Raw genomic sequence first — 19,612 nt, 5'->3', positions numbered from 1 at the left:
TGATTTATTATTAAATCAATCAATTGCGTTGAGTAAAATAACTAAAAAATTCATAGATTAACAAAATGTACAGTGCAATCGATTGCAAAAATCGATATTTTTACGAAATTTGAAATTTATTTGAAGAAAAATATTAAAAAATGCCAACCAATGAAACATTTTAAGATACTCTTCTTGTATGCTGTGATCCCCCTATTATCTTCATCATGCAACCAAAAAACGGATAATTCAACCACCAACAATATAGCAACCGGCGAAGGGAATACAGAGTATGAATTCCCTTTTTACGACACTTCATTATCTATAGATGATCGCGTAACGGACTTGATTTCGAGATTATCATTGGAAGAAAAAGCGGATCAGATGATGCACAACACATCTGCAATAGAACGTTTGGGAATACCTCCATATGGCTGGTGGAACGAAGCATTGCACGGAGTAGGACGGTCCGGTACTGCCACTGTTTTTCCGCAGGCCATTGGACTCGGTGCTACTTTTGACAGCGACCTTGCTTTTAGGGTGAGTTCTGCCATTTCTGACGAGGCCCGAGCCATGCACAATGCAGCAAAGGACAAAGGCTACCATCTTAGGTATAGCGGACTCACATTTTGGACACCCAACATTAATATTTTTAGGGATCCTCGTTGGGGTCGCGGCCAGGAAACCTATGGCGAGGATCCTTTTCTTACTTCGATTCTGGGCACTTCGTTCGTTAAAGGGCTTCAAGGGGAGAATCCAAAATACTTAAAGACCGCTGCATGTGCCAAACATTATGCCGTGCATAGCGGACCTGAAAAACTACGCCACGAGTTCAATGCCACAGCTAGCCCAAAAGATCTTTGGGAAACCTATTTGCCCGCTTTCAAGTCTTTAGTGGACGCCGATGTTGAAGCCGTAATGTGTGCCTACAACGGCACCAACGGAGAACCTTGTTGTTCCAATAATTATTTGATCACGGATGTACTCCGGGACACTTGGAATTTTGAAGGCCATGTGCTAAGCGATTGCTGGGCACTGGAAGATTTCTATAATTCTCCGGAAAATGGCGGACATGGCGTCGTGAATACTCCGGCCGAAGCAGCAGCCCTTGCCGTTAAAAGCGGTGTGAGCCTTAATTGTGGCAGTACCTATTTAGAAGGATTACCAGAGGCTGTAAAGCAAGGACTCATTACCGAGGAAGAGATTGATGAGCAACTTGCCATTTTGCTTCGCACCCGTTTTAAATTGGGACTTTTCGACCCAAAAGGAAGCAATCCCTACGACGATATCCCGACCGATGTGATTGACAGCGACGAGCATAGAAATCTAGCGCGGGAAGTAGCACAGAAAAGTATCGTTATGCTAAAGAACAATGGCGTGCTTCCCTTAAAGAATGACCTTTCCAGATATTTTGTAACAGGTCCCAACGCTTCCAATACCGAAGTCCTTTTAGGCAACTATTATGGTGTAAATCCAAAAATGGTGACCGTTTTGGAAGGAGTGGCCGGTGCTATTCATCCAGGAAGCCAATTACAGTATAGAAAGGGAGCCTTATTGGACAGGGAATCACTTAATCCTCAGGATTGGGCTTCCCCAAATGCGGGTACAAGCGATGCCACCATTGCGGTATTGGGCATTTCCAATCTTTTGGAAGGTGAAGAAGGAGCCGCTCTGGCATCCGCCACAGCAGGAGACCGACTGGACTACAACCTTCCACAAAACCAAATTACCTATTTAAGAAAGTTGCGCGACGCCGCGGGAGAGCGCCCTATTATTGCTGTTGTTACGGGTGGTAGCCCTATCAACTTGGCAGAGGTACATGACCTGGCCGATGCCGTGCTTTTGGTTTGGTATCCCGGCGAAGAAGGTGGTAACGCCATAGCCGATATTATTTTTGGCAATGTTTCCCCTTCTGGAAGATTGCCCATTACCTTTCCAAAATCCTTGGACCAACTCCCCGATTATGAAGATTATACCATGCAAGGAAGAACCTATAAATACATGGATCAAGAGCCACTTTACCCTTTCGGTTATGGCCTTGGCTATGGGGAATTCTCATATGGCGACCTCAGTATTTCAAAAACATCCATTACCAAGAATGACCAAGTATCTGTATCCCTTGATATTTCGAATGAAAGCGAGGTTACAGCTGATGACGTAGTACAACTTTATATATCAGATACCGAGGCTTCTGTGGCTGTTCCAAATTTTCAATTATTCGGGGTACAAAGGGTAAGTCTGGAACCTAAAAGCTCTAAAAAAATTACCTTCACTTTAGAGCCTTCGGTTTTCCAAATGGTGAACAACGAGGGCGAAAGGGTTTTTGAACCGGGAAATTTTAAGGTGTATGTAGGTGGTAGCAGTCCCATGCAACGGAGCTTTGAACTGGGAGCTCCACAAATGAGCACTGGAACCATCACCCTAAATTAAACCTATCTAGAAATCAAAGCATGAAAAAATTTATACAGGACGATTTTTTGCTCCAAACGGATTACGCAAAAGAACTATATCACAACTTCGCAAAAAATCAACCCATAATAGATTTCCACAGTCATCTTCCAGTCAATGAAATTGCAGAAAACAAAAATTTTGCAAACTTGACCAAAATTTGGATCCAAGGGGATCACTATAAGTGGAGGGCCATGCGAGCCTTGGGTATCGAAGAAAAATACATTACGGGCAATGCCACCGACGAAGAAAAATTCCAAAAGTGGGCCGAGACGGTACCCTATTCACTTAGAAACCCATTGTATCATTGGACACACCTGGAATTGAGCAGGTATTTCGGCATTGATGAGCTATTGGATGCCAAAAGCGCCTCCGATATTTACCGTGACTGCAACAAACAACTTGAAAATCCAGATTTTTCATCACAAAATCTAATTCGGCGCATGAATGTGGAGGTAGTCTGCACAACGGATGACCCTTTGGACGATTTACGTTATCATTCCCAACTGGCGGAATCTGACTATTCCGTAAACGTACTGCCCACTTTTAGGCCCGATGGATTGATTGACATTGAAAAGGTCGATTTTATTGACTATCTAAACACCTTGTCCAAGATTACAGGTATCGAAATCACCGATTTTGATTCCTTAAAAGAAGTGATTCGAAAAAGAGTCGATTATTTTCATGAAAATGGATGTAGACTCTCCGATCACGGTTTATCTCATGCGCATGGAGTTGAATATACCGAAGATCAAGTGAATACTATTTTATCGCTTCGCTTGGGTGAAAAATCAATTTCCAAGAAGGAGGTTGCCATATACAAAACTGCAATTCTAAATATCCTTGGACAATTATACCATGAGAAAAATTGGGTTATGCAATTGCATTTGGGCCCGATAAGGAATACCAACAAAGCAATCCTGAAGAAAGTCGGTATCGATGCCGGAGTGGACAGCATCGGGGATTATCAACATGCTGAACAGCTGGCCAGTTTACTGAACCAATTGAACATGAACGACAGTCTGCCCAAGACCATTCTATATAATTCCAACCCATCGGACAATGAGGTTTTTGCCACTATGGCCGGAAATTTTACGGGAGAAGGAATCAAATCGAAGGTTCAATTTGGTGCTGCTTGGTGGTTTTTAGATCAAAAACAAGGTATCGAAAACCAATTGAACACATTGTCCAATATAGGATTGCTAAGCTGTTCGGTAGGTATGCTCACCGATAGCCGAAGTTTACTGTCCCTTCCCAGGCACGAATATTTCAGAAGAGTGCTCTGCAACATGCTGGGCAATGATCTTAAGGAGGGACTTCTACCCAATGACATTGAATGGATCGGAAAAATCGTGGAGGACATAACCTACAAGAATGCTAAAACATTTTTTCAACTTCCCAATGCAGTAAAAAATAGCTGAAAATCATACCGTTACCTAAAAAATCTTTTGACTAAATAAACATTAGTAGATACATGAAAAAATATACCCGAAACGAGGTTTTTAAAACCATGGGCGATACAGGATTTGTCCCACTATACTATAATTCCGACCCCAAAATGGTACAACAGGTGGTAAAAGCTTGTTATGATGGCGGTGCAAGATTATTTGAATTTACCCATCGTGGTGAAAATGCAGAGCGGGTATTTTCCCAATTGGTGGACTTCTGCAATAAGGAATGCCCGGAAATGATCTTGGGAGTAGGTTCCGTTACCGATGCTGCCACAGCATCCAATTTCATCAATATGGGAGCTTCATTTGTGGTAACCCCCGTATTGCGCGAGGACATTGCCATTATCTGTAATCGAAAAAAGATTTTCTGGTCTCCTGGGTGCGGTACCCTTACCGAAATTACAAGGGCGGAGGAATTGGGATGCGAAGTGGTAAAGCTATTCCCTGCAGAAGTCTATGGGCCACAGTTTATCAAAGCGGTCAAAGGACCACAACCTTGGACCAATATTATGCCCACGGGTGGAGTGGACACCTCCAAGGAAAATTTGACCAGTTGGTTCGATGCTGGCGCTACCTGTGTTGGCATGGGTTCCAAGCTCATAGATAAACAAGCATTGGTTGAAGGGAATTTCAACCTCATCACCCAAAAAGTGAAGGAAGTACTTGCTATCATACAACAGATTAAAAAAGTATGAAATCGTGGTGGTTCCCCATAATTTTTGTCTTTCTCCTTTCCTGCCGACCAGAGAACAAGGATGTCAATTCCATTAAATTGGCACATAGTCTCAGTGTAAACCATCCTGTACACGAGGCGATGGTGTATATGGCCAACCTGGTAGAAAAAAAATCAGAGGGCAAGCTTAAAATTGAAATTTACCCCAGTAGTCAATTGGGTTCGGAAAAGCAATCCTTGGAATTGTTACAAATTGGAAGTTTGGGCATGACCAAGGTATCCGCTGCGGTAATGGAGAACTTTTCACCGGACCTTAAAGTTCTGGGTTACCCATATATATTTCGTGATAATGCACATCGATTTAAAATATACGACAGTAGTATCGGAAAAAAATTGCTTTCGGGGTCTGAACAATATTGGTTGAAAGGATTGACTTATTTTGATGCCGGAAACCGATCTTTTTATACCAAGGATACCCCAATTAATAAACCTGAAGATCTTCAGGGACTAAAAATTCGGGTGATGCAAAGCCCCACTGCCATTGAAATGGTTAAACAATTCGGTGGCTCCCCTACTCCAATTTCCTGGGCAGAGCTTTATACCTCGCTGCAGCAAGGTGTTGTGGATGGCGCAGAGAACAATCTCCCCAGCTTCTACACGTCCAAACATTATGAGGTCTGTAAATATTTCTCCCTTAACGAACACAGCTCCATACCGGATATTTTGGTGATCGGAACAATAACTTGGAACAAATTGAACCCACAAGAGAAAGAGTGGTTGATGGAAGCGGTTCAGGAAGCTACAGTTTTGCAACGGGAGCTTTGGGAAAAAGCCGAACGCGAAGCCTTGAGCGAAATAAAAAAGGCGGGGGTGCATGTATCACACCCTGACAAATCTAGTTTTGAAGAAAAAGCGGAACCAATGCTCCAGTCCTTAAAAGAAAAAGACAGCCATTTATATGAGCTGGTGGAAGAAATTAAAAAAGTACACTAATGAAAAAGCGCATTGATACTTTTCTGGAATGGGTGCTGGCCATAATATTGGCGGCGATGGTCCTTGATGTTGTTTGGGGGGTGTTCACCAGATATTTGTTGGAAAGCCAAAGTTCTTGGACCGATGAGCTTGCTCGATTTTTATTGGTTTGGCTCAGTATTTTGGGAGCCGCTTATGCTTCGGGAAGAAAACTACATATTGCAATTGATCTTTGGCCCCAAAACCTTGACCCCAAGAAAAAAAATTACTTGAACCTCATTGTTCATAGTATGGTATTGCTTTTTGCGGTGTTGGTTTTTTTGATAGGAGGACTGCGGTACGTTTATATTTCCTTTGCGTTGGGCCAAACCTCACCGGCGCTACAACTACCTATAGGCTTTGTAAATATGGTATTACCCATATCAGGTATTTTTATCCTTTACTACAAACTTTCAGAACTCTTTGATCTATTAAAAAACATGAAGAATGGAAATTAGTATTCTTGTCCTAAGCTTTCTCATATTGATTTCCCTCCGGGTACCTGTTGCTTGGAGCCTCGGGGTTTCATCCATGTTGACCTTATTGGTCAGTGTTGATACATTTCCCGCATTAACCACCATTGCACAACGATTGGTGACGGGGTTGGACAGTTTTTCCATCCTAGCCATTCCATTTTTTATTTTGGCAGGGCACATCATGAACAAGGGGGGTATTGCTGAGCGGTTGATTGCCTTTGCAAAAAGTTTGGTAGGCGCCCTACCTGGCGGATTGGCCCATGTTAACATTGTGGCCGCCATGTTGTTCGGGGCCATTGCAGGATCGGCCGGTGCGGCTGCCGCTGCAATTGGAGGATTTATGTCCGACAAAATGGAAGAATCAGGTTACGATAAGGGATTTGGGGTTGCTGTGAACGTTACCTCGGCCACTACAGGGCTTGTAATCCCTCCCAGCAATATATTCATTATTTATTCGGTAGCAAGTGGGGGTGTAAGTATCGGGGCATTGTTTTTGGCTGGCTATCTCCCGGGAATCATCACTGGGCTTTTTTTAATGATCGTGGCATACATCTGGGCCAAACGAAAAGGATATCCTACGGCAGACCGCACTTCTTTCAAGACCATATTGACCACTTTTTTAAATGCTCTTCCCAGTTTGTTTCTTTTGATTGTAGTAATAGGAGGCATCGTAGCTGGAATATTTACGGCAACGGAAGCGTCATCGGTAGCAGTTATCTATTGCCTTGTTTTGGCAATGGCCTATAAGGAAATATCCCTCAAGGACATTAGGCCTATTTTGGTGGAATCGGCATCCACCATTGCCATTGTGATGCTACTTATTGCAGTCTCCATTTCCATGTCCTGGGTACTTTCTTACGAGAACATCCCCCAAACGGTGACCCAGTTATTGTTGGGATTGAGCGATAATAAGATCATGGTGATCATCCTAATCAACATTATTCTGCTCGTCGTTGGTATTTTTATGGACATGACACCTGCGGTATTAATATTTACCCCCATATTTTTGCCAGTGGTGACTGCTATAGGAATAGATCCTGTACATTTTGGAATCATAATGGTTTTGAATCTGTGTATAGGTCTATGCACGCCCCCGGTAGGCTCTGTGCTCTTTATAGGTGTAGGGGTCGGCAAAACGACCATCCAAAAAGTGATACGCCCATTGCTCCCGTTATTTTTGGCTATGATCTTAGCGCTTATATTGGTGAGTGTTTTTCCAGAATTGAGCCTATGGCTTCCAAGCCTCTTCGGGTTTTAAGATTTTACCGTTCTCAATGAGGAACCACGTGCAATAATTTCGGTTCCCAATACGGTGATTTCAGAAAGGTCGGCATCGTAACTCTGTGCCGAATGCTCAAGTATTCTTTTGGCAGAGATTGCACCCATTTTACTTGCAGGGTGCGATACTGTGGATAATGATGGTTGCACGATTGATGAAATAGGGTCATCGTTAAAACCGATAACTGCCAATTGGTCCGGAACCTTTACCCCTAATTTTTTAGCACACATAATCGCACTAACCCCCGTAGTATCGTTGGCAGCGAAGATACCATCCGGTGGGTTGGTCATTTTTAACAATTTTTCGGTGGCTTTGGTACCTTCATCAAAACTCAAGGTCTTAAAATTAACTACTAGTTTATCCTCTATGGGAAGTCCGTGTTCACGAAGTGCATCCAAATACCCCTTTTTTCGTTCCAAGTATACATTACGGTGCTTGGCTCCCGCAAAATGTGCAATTCTTTTACAGCCCTGCTCTATCAAATGCTTTGTAGCCGAATATCCTGCAGTATAGTTATCGATGACCACTTTGTAAGAATTGAAATTGCTGGGAACCCTATCCACAAAAACGATTGGAATACCATTTTCCATAAATTTTTCAAAATGCCCCATATCGATGGTCTCCATGGATAAAGAGACAATAAGACCGCTGATCCTACTATCATAAAGGGCATTGCTATTGTTGATTTCACTTTGGTATTTATCATTGGACTGACTTATCAGCACATTGTAACCTGCCTTTCGGGCCGTATTTTCGATACCGCTGATCAGTGAAGAGACAAATGGCCTATTTATCCTGGAAATGAGCACTCCAATGGTATTACTTTTGTTGCTTCTTAATCCGGCTGCCAAGTTATTGGGTCGATACCCCATTTCTTCCGCGGCCTCTTTAATCAGTTTTACGGTTTTTTTGCTAATGCTCTTATGGTTGTTCAGTGCCCTTGAAATGGTAGAGGGAGAATAATTCAACTCTTTAGCAAGATCGTATATGGTAACCTCTTTTTTAATCTTCATTGTTCAAATTGCAATTAGATTATTCAAGTCGAGGAATGCTAATGGACTTGAACTATTGGTGACTAAATTAACTTTTAGTTTTTTTATACAATAATTTTTTAAAATCGAATTTCTAAAATCTCCGCTTTTGAACACATTTACAGGATGGTAAAAAGACGGGGAACCCTCTATATTGGCTACTTCACAAAAAGAAAATTAAAATTTAATTTACGCAATCGATTCCGTTAACTATATTTGAAAAATATAATTAAAAAATACGTAATTTTTGATCAATGTATTGGATAGGTTATGATATTGGTAGTTCCTCGATAAAGGTTGCCCTGGTGGAAGCCAAGACTGGCAAAGTAAAGGACGTTGTGCAAGAACCTAAAAAAGAAATGCCAATCGATTCGATAAACATTGGCTGGGGCGAACAAAACCCCGACCTGTGGTGGAAATATGCCTGCTTGGCAACACAGCAAATCATCTCAAAGAACTCCATTGATAAAAATACGATCAAAGGTATTGGAATATCCTACCAAATGCACGGATTGGTCGTGGTGGACAAGTCCCAAAATGTACTTAGGCCTTCCATTATTTGGTGCGATAGCAGGGCCGTGGACATTGGCGAACAATTGTTCCAAAACTCAGGAAAATCCAAATGCGTAGACCATCTATTGAATTCTCCTGGCAATTTTACCCTTTCCAAACTAAAGTGGGTAAAGGATAACGAACCTGACACCTTTGCCAAAATAGATAAGTTTATGCTGCCCGGTGATTTCTTGGCCATGAAGCTTACCGGCTCATGTGTCACTACGCCATCGGGGCTTTCCGAGGGAATCATGTGGGATTTTAATGAAAACAAAGTAGCCTCATGGTTGTTGGAAGATGCCGGTATAGATCCAGCTTCAGTCCCCGAAATTCGTCCCTCCTTTTCTGAACAAGGGGTTGTAAACAAACAAGGGGCTGCCGAATCGGGGCTGCCCGATGGAATACCCGTAATGTACAGGGCCGGCGACCAACCTAACAACGCATTGGCACTCAATGTTATGGAACCAGGCGAAATTGCTGCCACCGGGGGAACATCGGGCGTAGTGTATGCCATATCGGGACAGAAAAAAACACAGGAACACACCCGAATCAACAGTTTTGCCCACGTAAATCATTCAAAAGAAGACACAAGAATAGGCAAACTGTTATGTATCAACGGTACAGGAATACAATACAGTTGGGTACGTTCCGAACTGAGCAAAGGTATCGGTTATGATGTTATGAACCAACAAGCCGAGTCGGTTCCGATAGGGTCGGACGGACTTCATATCTTACCTTTTGGAAACGGCGCGGAACGCATGTTGAACAATATCAACAAAGGATCTCGCATGTTGAACATCAATTTCAACGTTCACAAAGCATCCCACATATACAGGGCTGCATTGGAAGGGATTGCTTTTTCGTTTGTATATGGGATGGAAATTTTAAAAAATGATGGTGTAGACATCACATCTATCAAAGCAGGGAACGACAATCTTTTTAGGGCCGGTGTTTTCTCAAAAACAATAGCCACACTTTCCAATAGTAAAATTGATATTGTTGAAACCACGGGTGCTGTTGGAGCCGCGAGGGCCGCGGCCTATGCCTCCGGTGAGTTCAACAGTATTGGAGAAGCAACGGCCACAGATAAGGTTCAACAGACATACGAACCAGATGCTTCTGCAGAAAAATACCAAGAAGCTTATCAATCATGGAAAAATAATCTAAACGAATACATACACAATTGAATTTTAAATATTATGATTATAACAGGAGATAAGGAATTTTTCAAGGGAATAGGTAAAATTTCATTTGAAGGGAAAAAATCGGACAATCCGTTATCCTTTAAATATTACGATGAGAATAAAGTAGTCGCTGGTAAAACAATGAAAGAGCATTTTAAATTTGCCATTGCCTACTGGCATACCTTTACCGGAACTGGTGGCGATCCTTTCGGAGCACCTACCCAAGATTTTCCTTGGTTGACCAACACAGACCCTATACAACAGGCCAAGGACAAAATGGATGCGGCATTTGAGTTCATTACAAAAATTGGAGCTCCCTACTTCTGCTTCCATGATTTTGATTTGATCGATGAAGGAAAAACATTGGCCGAATCCGAAAAAAGATTGGAAATCATTACTGACTATGCCAAACAGAAAATGTCAGATTCCGGAGTAAAACTGCTATGGGGAACGGCAAATTGCTTCAGTAACCCAAGATATATGAACGGTGCTGCGACCAATCCAGATTTTGATGTGGTGGCCTACGCCGGTGCCCAAGTAAAGAATGCTTTGGATGCCACTATAAAATTAGGTGGTGAAAACTATGTTTTCTGGGGAGGACGTGAAGGATATATGTCGCTGCTCAACACCGATATGGGCCGTGAACAGAATCATATGGCGAGATTCCTTCATATGGCCAAGGACTACGCCCGTGCACAAGGTTTTAAGGGAACCTTCTTTATTGAGCCAAAGCCCATGGAACCCACAAAGCATCAGTATGATTTTGATTCAGCTACTGTACTGGGCTTTTTGAACAAATATGGCCTCCAAAACGATTTCAAACTTAACATAGAGGTAAACCATGCAACATTGGCCCAACATACCTTTGAGCACGAACTTCAAATTGCCGCGGACAACAACATGCTGGGCAGTATCGACGCTAATAGAGGCGATTACCAAAACGGATGGGATACCGATCAGTTTCCCGTGGATGTCTATGAACTTACCCAAGCCATGTTGATTATTTTGGAAGCAGACGGTTTCCAAGGAGGTGGTGTAAACTTTGACGCCAAAATCAGAAGGAATTCGACCGATTTGGAGGATATTTTCCACGCTCACATTGGCGGTATGGACGCTTTTGCCAGAGCTTTGATGGCAGCCAGCGATATTCTTGAAAATTCAAAATACAGCCAAATGCGCAAAGAGCGCTATGCATCATTCGACTCCGGTTCCGGAAAGTCATTTGAAGATGGCAAACTCCGTTTGGAAGATCTTCACAAACATGCCTCTGCAAACCAAGACATTAAAAAGAGTAGCGGTAAGCAGGAATTGTTTGAGAACATTATCAACCAATATATTTAATTGCGGATTTTGATCAAGCAAACCAATAGTTAAAATGGAATCAGTATTAGAAAGGCCGGATTGGATCGTACTTGGCATTTATTTTTTGGCCTTGATAGGAGTTGCTGTGTGGGTAGTATCACAGAAAAATAAGAACACGGAAGACTATTTTTTGGCTGGAAGAAACGTGGGATGGTTCGTCATAGGTGCCTCCATATTTGCCTCCAACATTGGCTCAGAACATGTTGTGGGACTCGCAGGTACCGGATTTGAATCAGGTACCCCAATGGCCCATTACGAGCTGCACGCATGGATCGTACTGCTGCTGGGCTGGTTGTTCCTTCCCTTCTACATTCGAAGCGGGGCATTTACAATGCCCGAGTTTTTGGAAAAACGTTTCGATAGCAAATCGCGCTGGTTTTTGTCCATTTTTTCTTTGGTTGCCTATGTATTGACCAAGGTTTCGGTGACCATTTATGCCGGTGGAATCGTAGTTTCCGAACTTTTGGGGATTCCATTTTGGTATGGAGCCATCGGAGTGGTGATATTCACTGGAATATACACAGTTATAGGTGGAATGAAGGCCGTAATCTATACCGAAACCTTGCAAACGGTAATCCTGATAATGGGTTCCTTGATCATTACTTATTTAGGATTGCAAGAAGTAGGTGGCTGGAACCAACTGCATGAAACGGTAACATCGGTAAGCCCTGACCACTTTAATATGTGGAGACCTATGAGCGACCCCGACTTTCCATGGACAGGATTGTTGTTCGGTGGAACCATTGTGGGTATCTGGTACTGGTGTACGGATCAATATATTGTGCAACGAACCTTAGCGGCCAATAATATTAAAATTGGGAGAAGAGGGGCCATTTTTGGGGCCTATCTTAAATTGATGCCTATTTTGATTTTCTTGATTCCCGGTATCATTGCATTTGCATTGACCATCCAAAATCCTGAGGTTTTTAGTGTTGAAAGAGCCGATAGGGCTTTCCCCATGTTGGTAAAAACACTTCTTCCTGTAGGATTGAAAGGTTTGGTAGCGGGTGGTCTTATGGCAGCCTTGATGAGTTCGTTGGCATCGGTATTTAACTCCTGTTCTACGATTTTCACCATAGATATCTATAAAAAGTTACGTCCAGAAAAATCTGAAAGGGAACTATTGACCATAGGTAAGATTGCCACTGGGATTATTGTAGTACTTGGTATCATTTGGATTCCTATTATGGACAAAATTGGTGGCGGAGTCATGTACCAGTATTTGCAAAATGTACAATCTTACATTGCTCCACCTGTGACCACGGTATTCCTGTTGGGAATCATTTGGAAAAGGGTAAATTCCAAAGCGGCCATTACCACATTATTTGCTGGGTTAATACTATTGATTTTACGATTGGGGTCCGAGATTTACTATCAGCCACAGATTACGACAGGAACAGAGGCTTCTGGCTTTATGTTCCAATTTGCAACTGTCAATTTTGCTCATATGGCCATTTTTATGTTCATATTTTCAGTGGCACTGTGTATTGCGGTCACCTTGGCAACCTCTCCACCGAACTATGCTACGATCAAAGGCTTATCCTTTGGGACACTATCTCCAGAAGATCGTGTAAACTCCAAGGACAGTTACAGTACCGTTGATATAATACTTTCAGTTTTATTGGTAATTATAGTAATTGCCATTCTATCCTACTTTACGGGATAAGGAGCTTAGAAAAGTTATATAAAAAAGCCCCGTTGTACGGGGCTTTTTATTTAATGACATCCAACTTCCATTACTCCTCACTCGCAAACACAATCGATTGCGTAGCCTAGTAAATAAAAAAATTATCGGGCCACTCGTCCGGAAGCGTCACCTTCCATTAACTTCTCAACCTCCGCAATGGTCGCCAAATTCGCATCGCCATAAATGGTATGCTTCAAGCAAGAAGCTGCCACGGCAAAATTCAATGCTTTTTGGTCATCCTCGTAAGTATTCAAACCATAAATCAGACCTCCCATAAAGCTATCTCCTCCCCCTACTCTATCTACAATATGCGTAATTTGATATGTTGGGGATTTGTACATTTTTTGTCCATCGTACATCACACCTGCCCATGTATTGTGAGAGGCGCTGATGGAACCTCTTAATGTGGTGATTACTTTTTTTGCCCTTGGAAACTTCTCCATCATTTGTTCGCAAACGGATAGGAACGCTTCCGCTGTAACATCCTTTCCATCTTTATGTACGTCCAAGCCTTTTGGATGAATTCCAAAGTGTTTGTGGGCATCTTCCTCATTCCCTAAAATCACGTCGCAATAAGAAACCAAGGGAGTCATAATGGTCTCGGGTTCCACACCATAGTTCCACAATTTTGCCCGATAATTTAAATCGGTGGAAATGGTAAGTCCCATCTCACTTGCCATCTTTACTGCTTCCAAACATGTATCTGCCGCTCCTTGTGAAATTGCAGGGGTTATTCCCGTCCAATGGAACCAATGGGCATCCTTGAACACGGATTTCCAGTCAATGGTACCGGGTTCAATCTCAGCCATTGCAGAATGTGCCCTATCATAAACCACCTTGCTTCCCCTGCTTACGGCTCCGGTTTCCAAAAAATAAATACCCAATCTGTCGCCACCAAACACAACATGATTGGTTCCGACATTACGTTTTCTCATTTCCATGAGTGCGCATTCCCCGATGTCATTTTTTGGCAAACGCGTCACGAACTCCACCGGCAGGCCATAATTGGCCAAGGATACCGCAACGTTGGACTCGCCACCCCCATAGATCACATTAAACTCCGATGCCTGTGAAAACCGGAGGTTTTCTTTGGGCGCTAATCGCAGCATAATCTCTCCAAATGTTACTATTTTCTTCATTTTAGCTGTTTTGTTAAACATAAATTACTAGACCAAGCAAACTACTATATTCTTGGGAAATATGATTGGATTTCATCAAGATTTTTGGAACAATTTCAACTCATTTTGAAAGTTCAAAAACATATCTGTTCTAGTACAAATTTGAATGGCACTTTGGGAAATATCAGACCTTTCAAATGTTAGGTTTAAACAGCTTGTTCATTCAGGAATGTTTTCTCAATGGATTACATATCAACTCCTATCCTTTACCATGGTTTTGAAGCTATACAGGTAAGGGGCTCTATGGGCACCTCCCGTAAACCTTTTTTCGTGACGGATCAAGGCGTTGGTTGCCAACATTTTTCTTTGGAAAGCGGTTCGCTTGAACGGTTCGCCCATGATTTTTTCATAGACATTTTGCAGCTCTCTCATCGTAAATTTCTCAGGCAACAGGTTCATCCCCAATAATTTTCTGTCGAGATTTGCGCGTAGGGTCTCAAGTGCTTTTTGTACAATTTCCTCATGATCCATCATCAAAGGGGGAAGTTCCTCAAAGGAATACCATTCAATGCTGTCAGCCAAGGCATCAGGCACTGGATTGACTTCTTCAAAATTAATCAGTGCATAATAGGCGATGGATATAAATCGGTCCAATAGCCATTCATTGGCCTTGGGGTCTAGCCCGTTCATTTTCAATATCCTCTCCATAGCTTTGGAATCAAATCTATCAAGTCCTCCAAAAGTTTGGAACTGTTCCAAGTATATATTGTCGATTCCAGTTCGTTCTACCACACCTTTAGATACCGCCTCGTCCAAGCTTTCGTTTCGCCGCACAAAACCTCCGGGCAATGCAAATAGGCCTGTGTTATGGTATTGCAATACCAGTATTTTTAAATCTTTTCCATTGAAACCGAATATGACCGAATCAAATGCGATATGAGAAAGATAGTCTTCTTTTTTAAGGTTTTGCGAATGCTTATCAGTATTCAAAATAAGATTTTTTGTAAATAAAGCATGAAAAGTCGTAAAAACAAATTATTATTGTAACAAATTGTTACAATAACGAATAATCAAACGCACAATGAAAAAATTAGCTATAAGCTTTCTGGTTATACTGGGTTTTGGCCTTACGATAACAGCTCAGGACGACAATGCTTTTCCCGTTCAGATTGACCTAAAGAACGGAACGATAGAGGGACTCTACGACACCCATACCGGCATTCAAAAATATTTTGGTATTCCCTTTGCAAAGCCTCCTGTGGGCGAATTGCGATGGAAAGCTCCACAACCCTTAGATAACTGGAAAGGCATTAAGGAAACCAAAGAATTTGGGCCACGTCCAGTACAGGCCATGGTGTTCGGGGATATGAAATCTCGATCGAATGGGTTGAGCGAGGACTGCTTATACCTCAACGTGTGGACACCTGCCAAGCACGATGACAAGGATCTTCCCGTTTTGGTTTACTTTTATGGTGGGGGCAATGTGGCAGGCGATGCCTCTGAATACCGTTATGATGGTGAGAGTATGGCCAAAAAAGGCATTGTAGTGGTGACTACCAACTATCGTTTGAACGTTTTTGGAAATCTGGCCCATCCAGAGTTGACAGCGGAGGCCCCATATAAAGCCTCTGGAAATTATGGCCAGTTGGATCAGAACATGGCCCTTCAATGGGTACAGGACAATATTGCCGCTTTCGGGGGAAACCCAGAACAAGTAATCATTGCAGGGGAATCTGCCGGTTCAATAGGGGTCAGTGTCCAGATGGCATCTCCCCTATCAAAAAATCTTATTGCAGGAGCGATTGGGGAAAGCGGGGCAGCCATTACTCCGACCATGGCGCCCGTTTCCTTGGAAGAAGCGGAAAAACAAGGAACACAATTTCTTGAAAGCATAGGTGTAGAAAGCATAGATGCATTGCGAAAACTGAGTACAAGAGAGATTTATGAAAAGTACAACGACACCCAAAGGTTTGGTTTCCCCATGGTTATTGATGGTTATCTACTGCCAAAAACACTGCCCGAAATATTTGCCTCGGAACAACAAGCCCAAGTGCCTTTATTGGTAGGTTGGAATTCTGCGGAAATACCCGGTATGGCATTTACACAGGGTCCGATTACAAAAGAAGCATTTGTGGAAAAGGTAAAGCAAAATTACCCCAAGAAATACGAGGAGGTTTTGGAACTCTACCCTCATGGTACATCCACGGAGGTTGAATGGGCTGCGACCAATTTGGCATCCGATAACTTTATTGCTTACAGTACCTGGAAATGGTTCGATTTACATCGTAAAAACTCAGACCAACCCGTTTACCGTTATCTATACAGTAAGATACGCCCACCTTTGCGTGATCAAAACCTGGCCTCGGGATTAGCGGGCGGAACCGTGGAACGGGATTCCAATGCGCCTCAAATGCCCAAAGCGATTGGGGCACCACATGCTGCAGAAATAGAGTATGCCATGGGCAATTTGCCTCTTGTAGATGATTATGCCTGGACAGCGGATGATTACAAAACCTCCAGCACTATGCAAGAGTTTTTTGCCAATTTCATTAAAACTGGAAATCCCAATGGCGATGAAGTTCCCAACTGGGATGCTGCCAAAGCAAATGAGAGTGAGCCTCCCGTAATGGTCATCGATACGGAGAGCGGATCGACCAAGGCGGAAAACGATGCGCGCTATAACTTTTTGGACAAAGTCTACAAAAATTGATACTATTTGCGGGCATAGCGATAACAGTGGTACTGCTGGCACTTATTCTTTCCAAAAAGGTAAGTGCCCTTTCCGCTTTGATTATTGTGCCCATTATAGGCTCATTGATGGCAGGCTTCGGTCTGGATACTGCTGATTTTGCCATACAGGGCATCAAAAACATTGCACCCGTGGTGGCCATGTTCGTTTTTGCAATATTGTTTTTTGGTGTTTTGACTGATGCTGGCATGTTCGACCCCATTATCAATACCATCCTTAAGTTGGTGGGGCGCAATCCGGTTAAAATTACCATAGGTACGGCTATTCTATCAATGATTGTTCACTTAGATGGTTCCGGAGCGGTTACTTTTCTAATTGCCATTCCTGCCATGCTACCCCTTTTTGAGGAACTTAAAATGGATAAGCGGGTATTGGCCTGTGTAGTTGCCCTCGGTGCTGGAACAATGAATTTGGTTCCTTGGGGAGGCCCTACCATTCGGGCAGCTACGGCATTGCAGGTCGAGATTACAGAATTGTACACTCCTGTTATGATACCCCAATTGTTCGGGATATTGTTCGTTTTGGTCATTGCATGGTATTTAGGCTCCAAGGAAGCCAAACGACTTCATTTGGATTCCATGGAAAATAGAGGCAAGAGTTATTCGAGAAAAATAACAGAAGATGAAATGCATCTTAGGAGACCTCGATTATTCTGGTTCAATATCCTGTTAACTATTGCTGTCATCGCATTCCTGATTACGGGTGTTGTTGCCCCTGCTCTGCCCTTTATGTTGGGTACCATTATTGCCCTAACTGTAAATTATCCAAATCTTAAAGACCAGGCATCCCGAATAGATTCGCATGCCAAAGCCTCCTTGCTGATGGCGAGTATCTTATTGGCTGCAGGTGTCTTTACAGGTATCATGACCGAATCCGGTATGATTGCTGAAATGGCAAGTGCGGCCGCAGATATCATTCCTGCCGGTGCAGGAAAACAAATTCCAGTCATCATGGCGGTTACCAGTATGCCCTTGAGCTTTGTTTTTGACCCGGATTCCTTCTATTTTGGATTTCTACCAGTACTGTCGGAAGTTGCGGGCCAGTTTGGTGTGGAGCCCATTAGCGTAGGACAGGCCGCTATTTTGGGACAAATGACCACTGGATTTCCATTGAGCCCATTGACAGCTACAACATTTTTGCTCATTGGTTTGGCAAAAGTAGATTTAGCGGAACACCAACGGTTCACTTTTAAATATGCCTTTGGCATAACCATAGTCATGACCATTGTTTCCATTTTAATCGGAACCATTCCCATATAAATTATGATCAAACAAGAAAAAACAATTCGCATTGGATCAGGGGCAGGCTATTCGGGAGACCGTATCGAACCCGCTGCGGACCTTATAAAAGAAGGCGATTTAGATTATATCGTTTTTGAATGCCTAGCGGAGCGAACCATAGCATTGGCTCAATTACAGAAGATGCAGGATCCAACATTGGGATATGACCCTTTGTTGGAAGACAGAATGAAAGCCTGCCTACCGCTTTGCGTTTCAAACAGCGTGAAACTCATAAGCAATATGGGTGCCGCGAATCCTGCAGCGGCAGCCAAAAAAACAGCCGCCTTGGCCAAAGAGTTGGGGCTAAAAAAAATAAAGATAGCAGCCGTGTATGGTGATGATGTTATATCGATGCTCAACTTCAATACACAGAACTTTTTGGAAAGTGGCGATTCCTTATCGGTTTTAGAGGATGAAATCATTTCCGCAAACGCTTATTTAGGTGTAGAAGGAATTTTAATGGCGCTAAAAGAAGGAGCTGATGTTATCTTAACCGGCAGAGTCGCCGACCCTTCTTTGTTTTTGGCTCCCCTTGTCCATGAATTTGGGTGGTCATTGGAGAATTATCCCTTATTGGGAAAAGGAACAGCTTTAGGTCATTTAATGGAATGTGCCGGACAGGTATGTGGGGGATATTTTGCAGATGGGGCCAAAAAAAAGGTTTCAAATCTGGGAAATCTTGGTTTTCCTATCGCAGAAATCTTAGAAGATGGCTCCTTTTACATTACCAAATTAAAAGATGCTGGAGGAATGGTGACCACTGCAACCTGCAAAGAACAGCTATTGTACGAAGTACATAACCCTGCTGAGTATCTGACACCGGACGTGATTGCTGATTTTTCTGGAGTTTCATTCCAAGAATTGGACAAGGATATAGTAAAGGTCACTGGCGCGACAGGAAAACCATTGACTGGAAAATTAAAGGTATCCGTTGGCTATCGTGACGGATATATGGCAGATGCCCAGATAAGCTATGGTGGCAGTTATGCGCTAGAAAGAAGCCGATTGGCCATTGAAATTATAAAGGAGCGACTTCGCACCAAGAATCTAGTGGTAGAGGATATCCTTTTCGACCTTATCGGACTCAATAGCCTTTTTAAAGAAGCTACCTCCCCTGCAATTCCCCAAGAAATACGGTTGCGCGTAGCGGCCAAAACAAAGACCAGGGAAGCTGCAGTACAATTGTTGAACGAAGTAGAAACATTATATACCAATGGTCCAGCAGCTGGGGGCGGTGTTTCAAAAGTTGTTACGGAAATCATAGCCATACAATCCATTTTAATAAACAAAAGCAAGGTGGCACCAAAAGTCGAATACTTTAAAAGTTGACCT

Annotated in this window: 15 protein-coding genes; 12 read left to right on the top strand and 3 right to left on the bottom strand. The window is 42.8% G+C overall.

Annotation, left to right across the window (positions count from 1 at the left end):
- Window positions 1-150: 150 nt before the first annotated feature.
- Genes D2V08_RS09640 through D2V08_RS09615 form a run of 6 tightly spaced genes read left to right on the top strand, consistent with a single transcriptional unit; the run spans window position 151 to window position 7,296 of the window.
- Window positions 151-2,409 carry a glycoside hydrolase family 3 N-terminal domain-containing protein gene (locus D2V08_RS09640; protein ID WP_119607897.1) on the top strand — a complete coding sequence of 753 codons (2,259 nt, stop codon included), beginning with the start codon at window positions 151-153 and terminating at the stop codon, window positions 2,407-2,409.
- 20 nt (window positions 2,410-2,429) lie between these two features.
- On the top strand, window positions 2,430-3,848 hold the full coding sequence (gene uxaC / locus D2V08_RS09635) for a glucuronate isomerase (RefSeq protein WP_119607895.1): 1,419 nt from the start codon (window positions 2,430-2,432) through the stop codon (window positions 3,846-3,848).
- 53 nt (window positions 3,849-3,901) lie between these two features.
- Window positions 3,902-4,573: a bifunctional 4-hydroxy-2-oxoglutarate aldolase/2-dehydro-3-deoxy-phosphogluconate aldolase gene (locus D2V08_RS09630; protein WP_119607893.1), complete on the top strand. Its 672-nt coding sequence runs from the start codon at window positions 3,902-3,904 to the stop codon at window positions 4,571-4,573.
- A complete protein-coding gene (locus D2V08_RS09625) occupies window positions 4,570-5,544 on the top strand; it encodes a TRAP transporter substrate-binding protein (protein WP_119607891.1) in 975 nt (324 codons plus the stop codon). The genes D2V08_RS09630 and D2V08_RS09625 overlap by 4 nt, the downstream gene beginning before the upstream one ends.
- Window positions 5,544-6,020 carry a TRAP transporter small permease gene (locus tag D2V08_RS09620; protein ID WP_245980559.1) on the top strand — a complete coding sequence of 159 codons (477 nt, stop codon included), beginning with the start codon at window positions 5,544-5,546 and terminating at the stop codon, window positions 6,018-6,020. The genes D2V08_RS09625 and D2V08_RS09620 overlap by 1 nt, the downstream gene beginning before the upstream one ends.
- Window positions 6,010-7,296 carry a TRAP transporter large permease gene (locus D2V08_RS09615; protein WP_119607889.1) on the top strand — a complete coding sequence of 429 codons (1,287 nt, stop codon included), beginning with the start codon at window positions 6,010-6,012 and terminating at the stop codon, window positions 7,294-7,296. Before D2V08_RS09620 ends, D2V08_RS09615 begins: the two co-directional genes overlap by 11 nt.
- On the opposite strand, the gene D2V08_RS09610 is transcribed toward D2V08_RS09615, so the two are convergent.
- Window positions 7,293-8,330 carry a LacI family DNA-binding transcriptional regulator gene (locus D2V08_RS09610; protein ID WP_119607887.1) on the bottom strand — a complete coding sequence of 346 codons (1,038 nt, stop codon included), beginning with the start codon at window positions 8,328-8,330 and terminating at the stop codon, window positions 7,293-7,295. The genes D2V08_RS09615 and D2V08_RS09610 overlap by 4 nt on opposite strands.
- Window positions 8,331-8,602: 272 nt before the next feature.
- Between D2V08_RS09610 and D2V08_RS09605 the strand changes: the two genes are divergently transcribed.
- The 3 genes from D2V08_RS09605 to D2V08_RS09595 are packed head-to-tail and all read left to right on the top strand — an operon-like array spanning window position 8,603 to window position 13,112.
- Window positions 8,603-10,087 carry a xylulokinase gene (locus D2V08_RS09605; protein ID WP_119607885.1) on the top strand — a complete coding sequence of 495 codons (1,485 nt, stop codon included), beginning with the start codon at window positions 8,603-8,605 and terminating at the stop codon, window positions 10,085-10,087.
- Between the two features lie 12 nt (window positions 10,088-10,099).
- Window positions 10,100-11,425 carry a xylose isomerase gene (xylA, locus tag D2V08_RS09600; protein WP_119607883.1) on the top strand — a complete coding sequence of 442 codons (1,326 nt, stop codon included), beginning with the start codon at window positions 10,100-10,102 and terminating at the stop codon, window positions 11,423-11,425.
- A 34-nt stretch (window positions 11,426-11,459) separates the two neighbouring features.
- The gene (locus D2V08_RS09595) at window positions 11,460-13,112 is read left to right on the top strand and encodes a sodium:solute symporter (protein WP_119607882.1); all 1,653 of its coding nucleotides are present in this window, start codon (window positions 11,460-11,462) and stop codon (window positions 13,110-13,112) included.
- A 122-nt stretch (window positions 13,113-13,234) separates the two neighbouring features.
- On the opposite strand, the gene D2V08_RS09590 is transcribed toward D2V08_RS09595, so the two are convergent.
- The gene (locus D2V08_RS09590; RefSeq protein WP_119607880.1) at window positions 13,235-14,272 is read right to left on the bottom strand and encodes a sugar kinase; all 1,038 of its coding nucleotides are present in this window, start codon (window positions 14,270-14,272) and stop codon (window positions 13,235-13,237) included.
- A gap of 231 nt (window positions 14,273-14,503) precedes the next feature.
- Window positions 14,504-15,241: an NUDIX hydrolase gene (locus tag D2V08_RS09585; protein ID WP_119607878.1), complete on the bottom strand. Its 738-nt coding sequence runs from the start codon at window positions 15,239-15,241 to the stop codon at window positions 14,504-14,506.
- A 91-nt stretch (window positions 15,242-15,332) separates the two neighbouring features.
- Between D2V08_RS09585 and D2V08_RS09580 the strand changes: the two genes are divergently transcribed.
- The 3 genes from D2V08_RS09580 to D2V08_RS09570 are packed head-to-tail and all read left to right on the top strand — an operon-like array spanning window position 15,333 to window position 19,609.
- The gene (locus tag D2V08_RS09580; protein ID WP_119607876.1) at window positions 15,333-16,961 is read left to right on the top strand and encodes a carboxylesterase/lipase family protein; all 1,629 of its coding nucleotides are present in this window, start codon (window positions 15,333-15,335) and stop codon (window positions 16,959-16,961) included.
- Window positions 16,958-18,259 carry a CitMHS family transporter gene (locus D2V08_RS09575; RefSeq protein ID WP_119607875.1) on the top strand — a complete coding sequence of 434 codons (1,302 nt, stop codon included), beginning with the start codon at window positions 16,958-16,960 and terminating at the stop codon, window positions 18,257-18,259. The genes D2V08_RS09580 and D2V08_RS09575 overlap by 4 nt, the downstream gene beginning before the upstream one ends.
- A 3-nt stretch (window positions 18,260-18,262) precedes the next feature.
- On the top strand, window positions 18,263-19,609 hold the full coding sequence (locus tag D2V08_RS09570; RefSeq protein ID WP_119607873.1) for an acyclic terpene utilization AtuA family protein: 1,347 nt from the start codon (window positions 18,263-18,265) through the stop codon (window positions 19,607-19,609).
- Window positions 19,610-19,612: the final 3 nt, after the last annotated feature.

This window comes from Flagellimonas lutimaris (genome assembly GCF_003581615.1).
GTDB lineage: Bacteria > Bacteroidota > Bacteroidia > Flavobacteriales > Flavobacteriaceae > Flagellimonas > Flagellimonas lutimaris.
The sequence above is the reverse complement of the archived record's forward strand: the minus strand, read 5'-3'. Positions and strand labels throughout refer to the sequence as shown.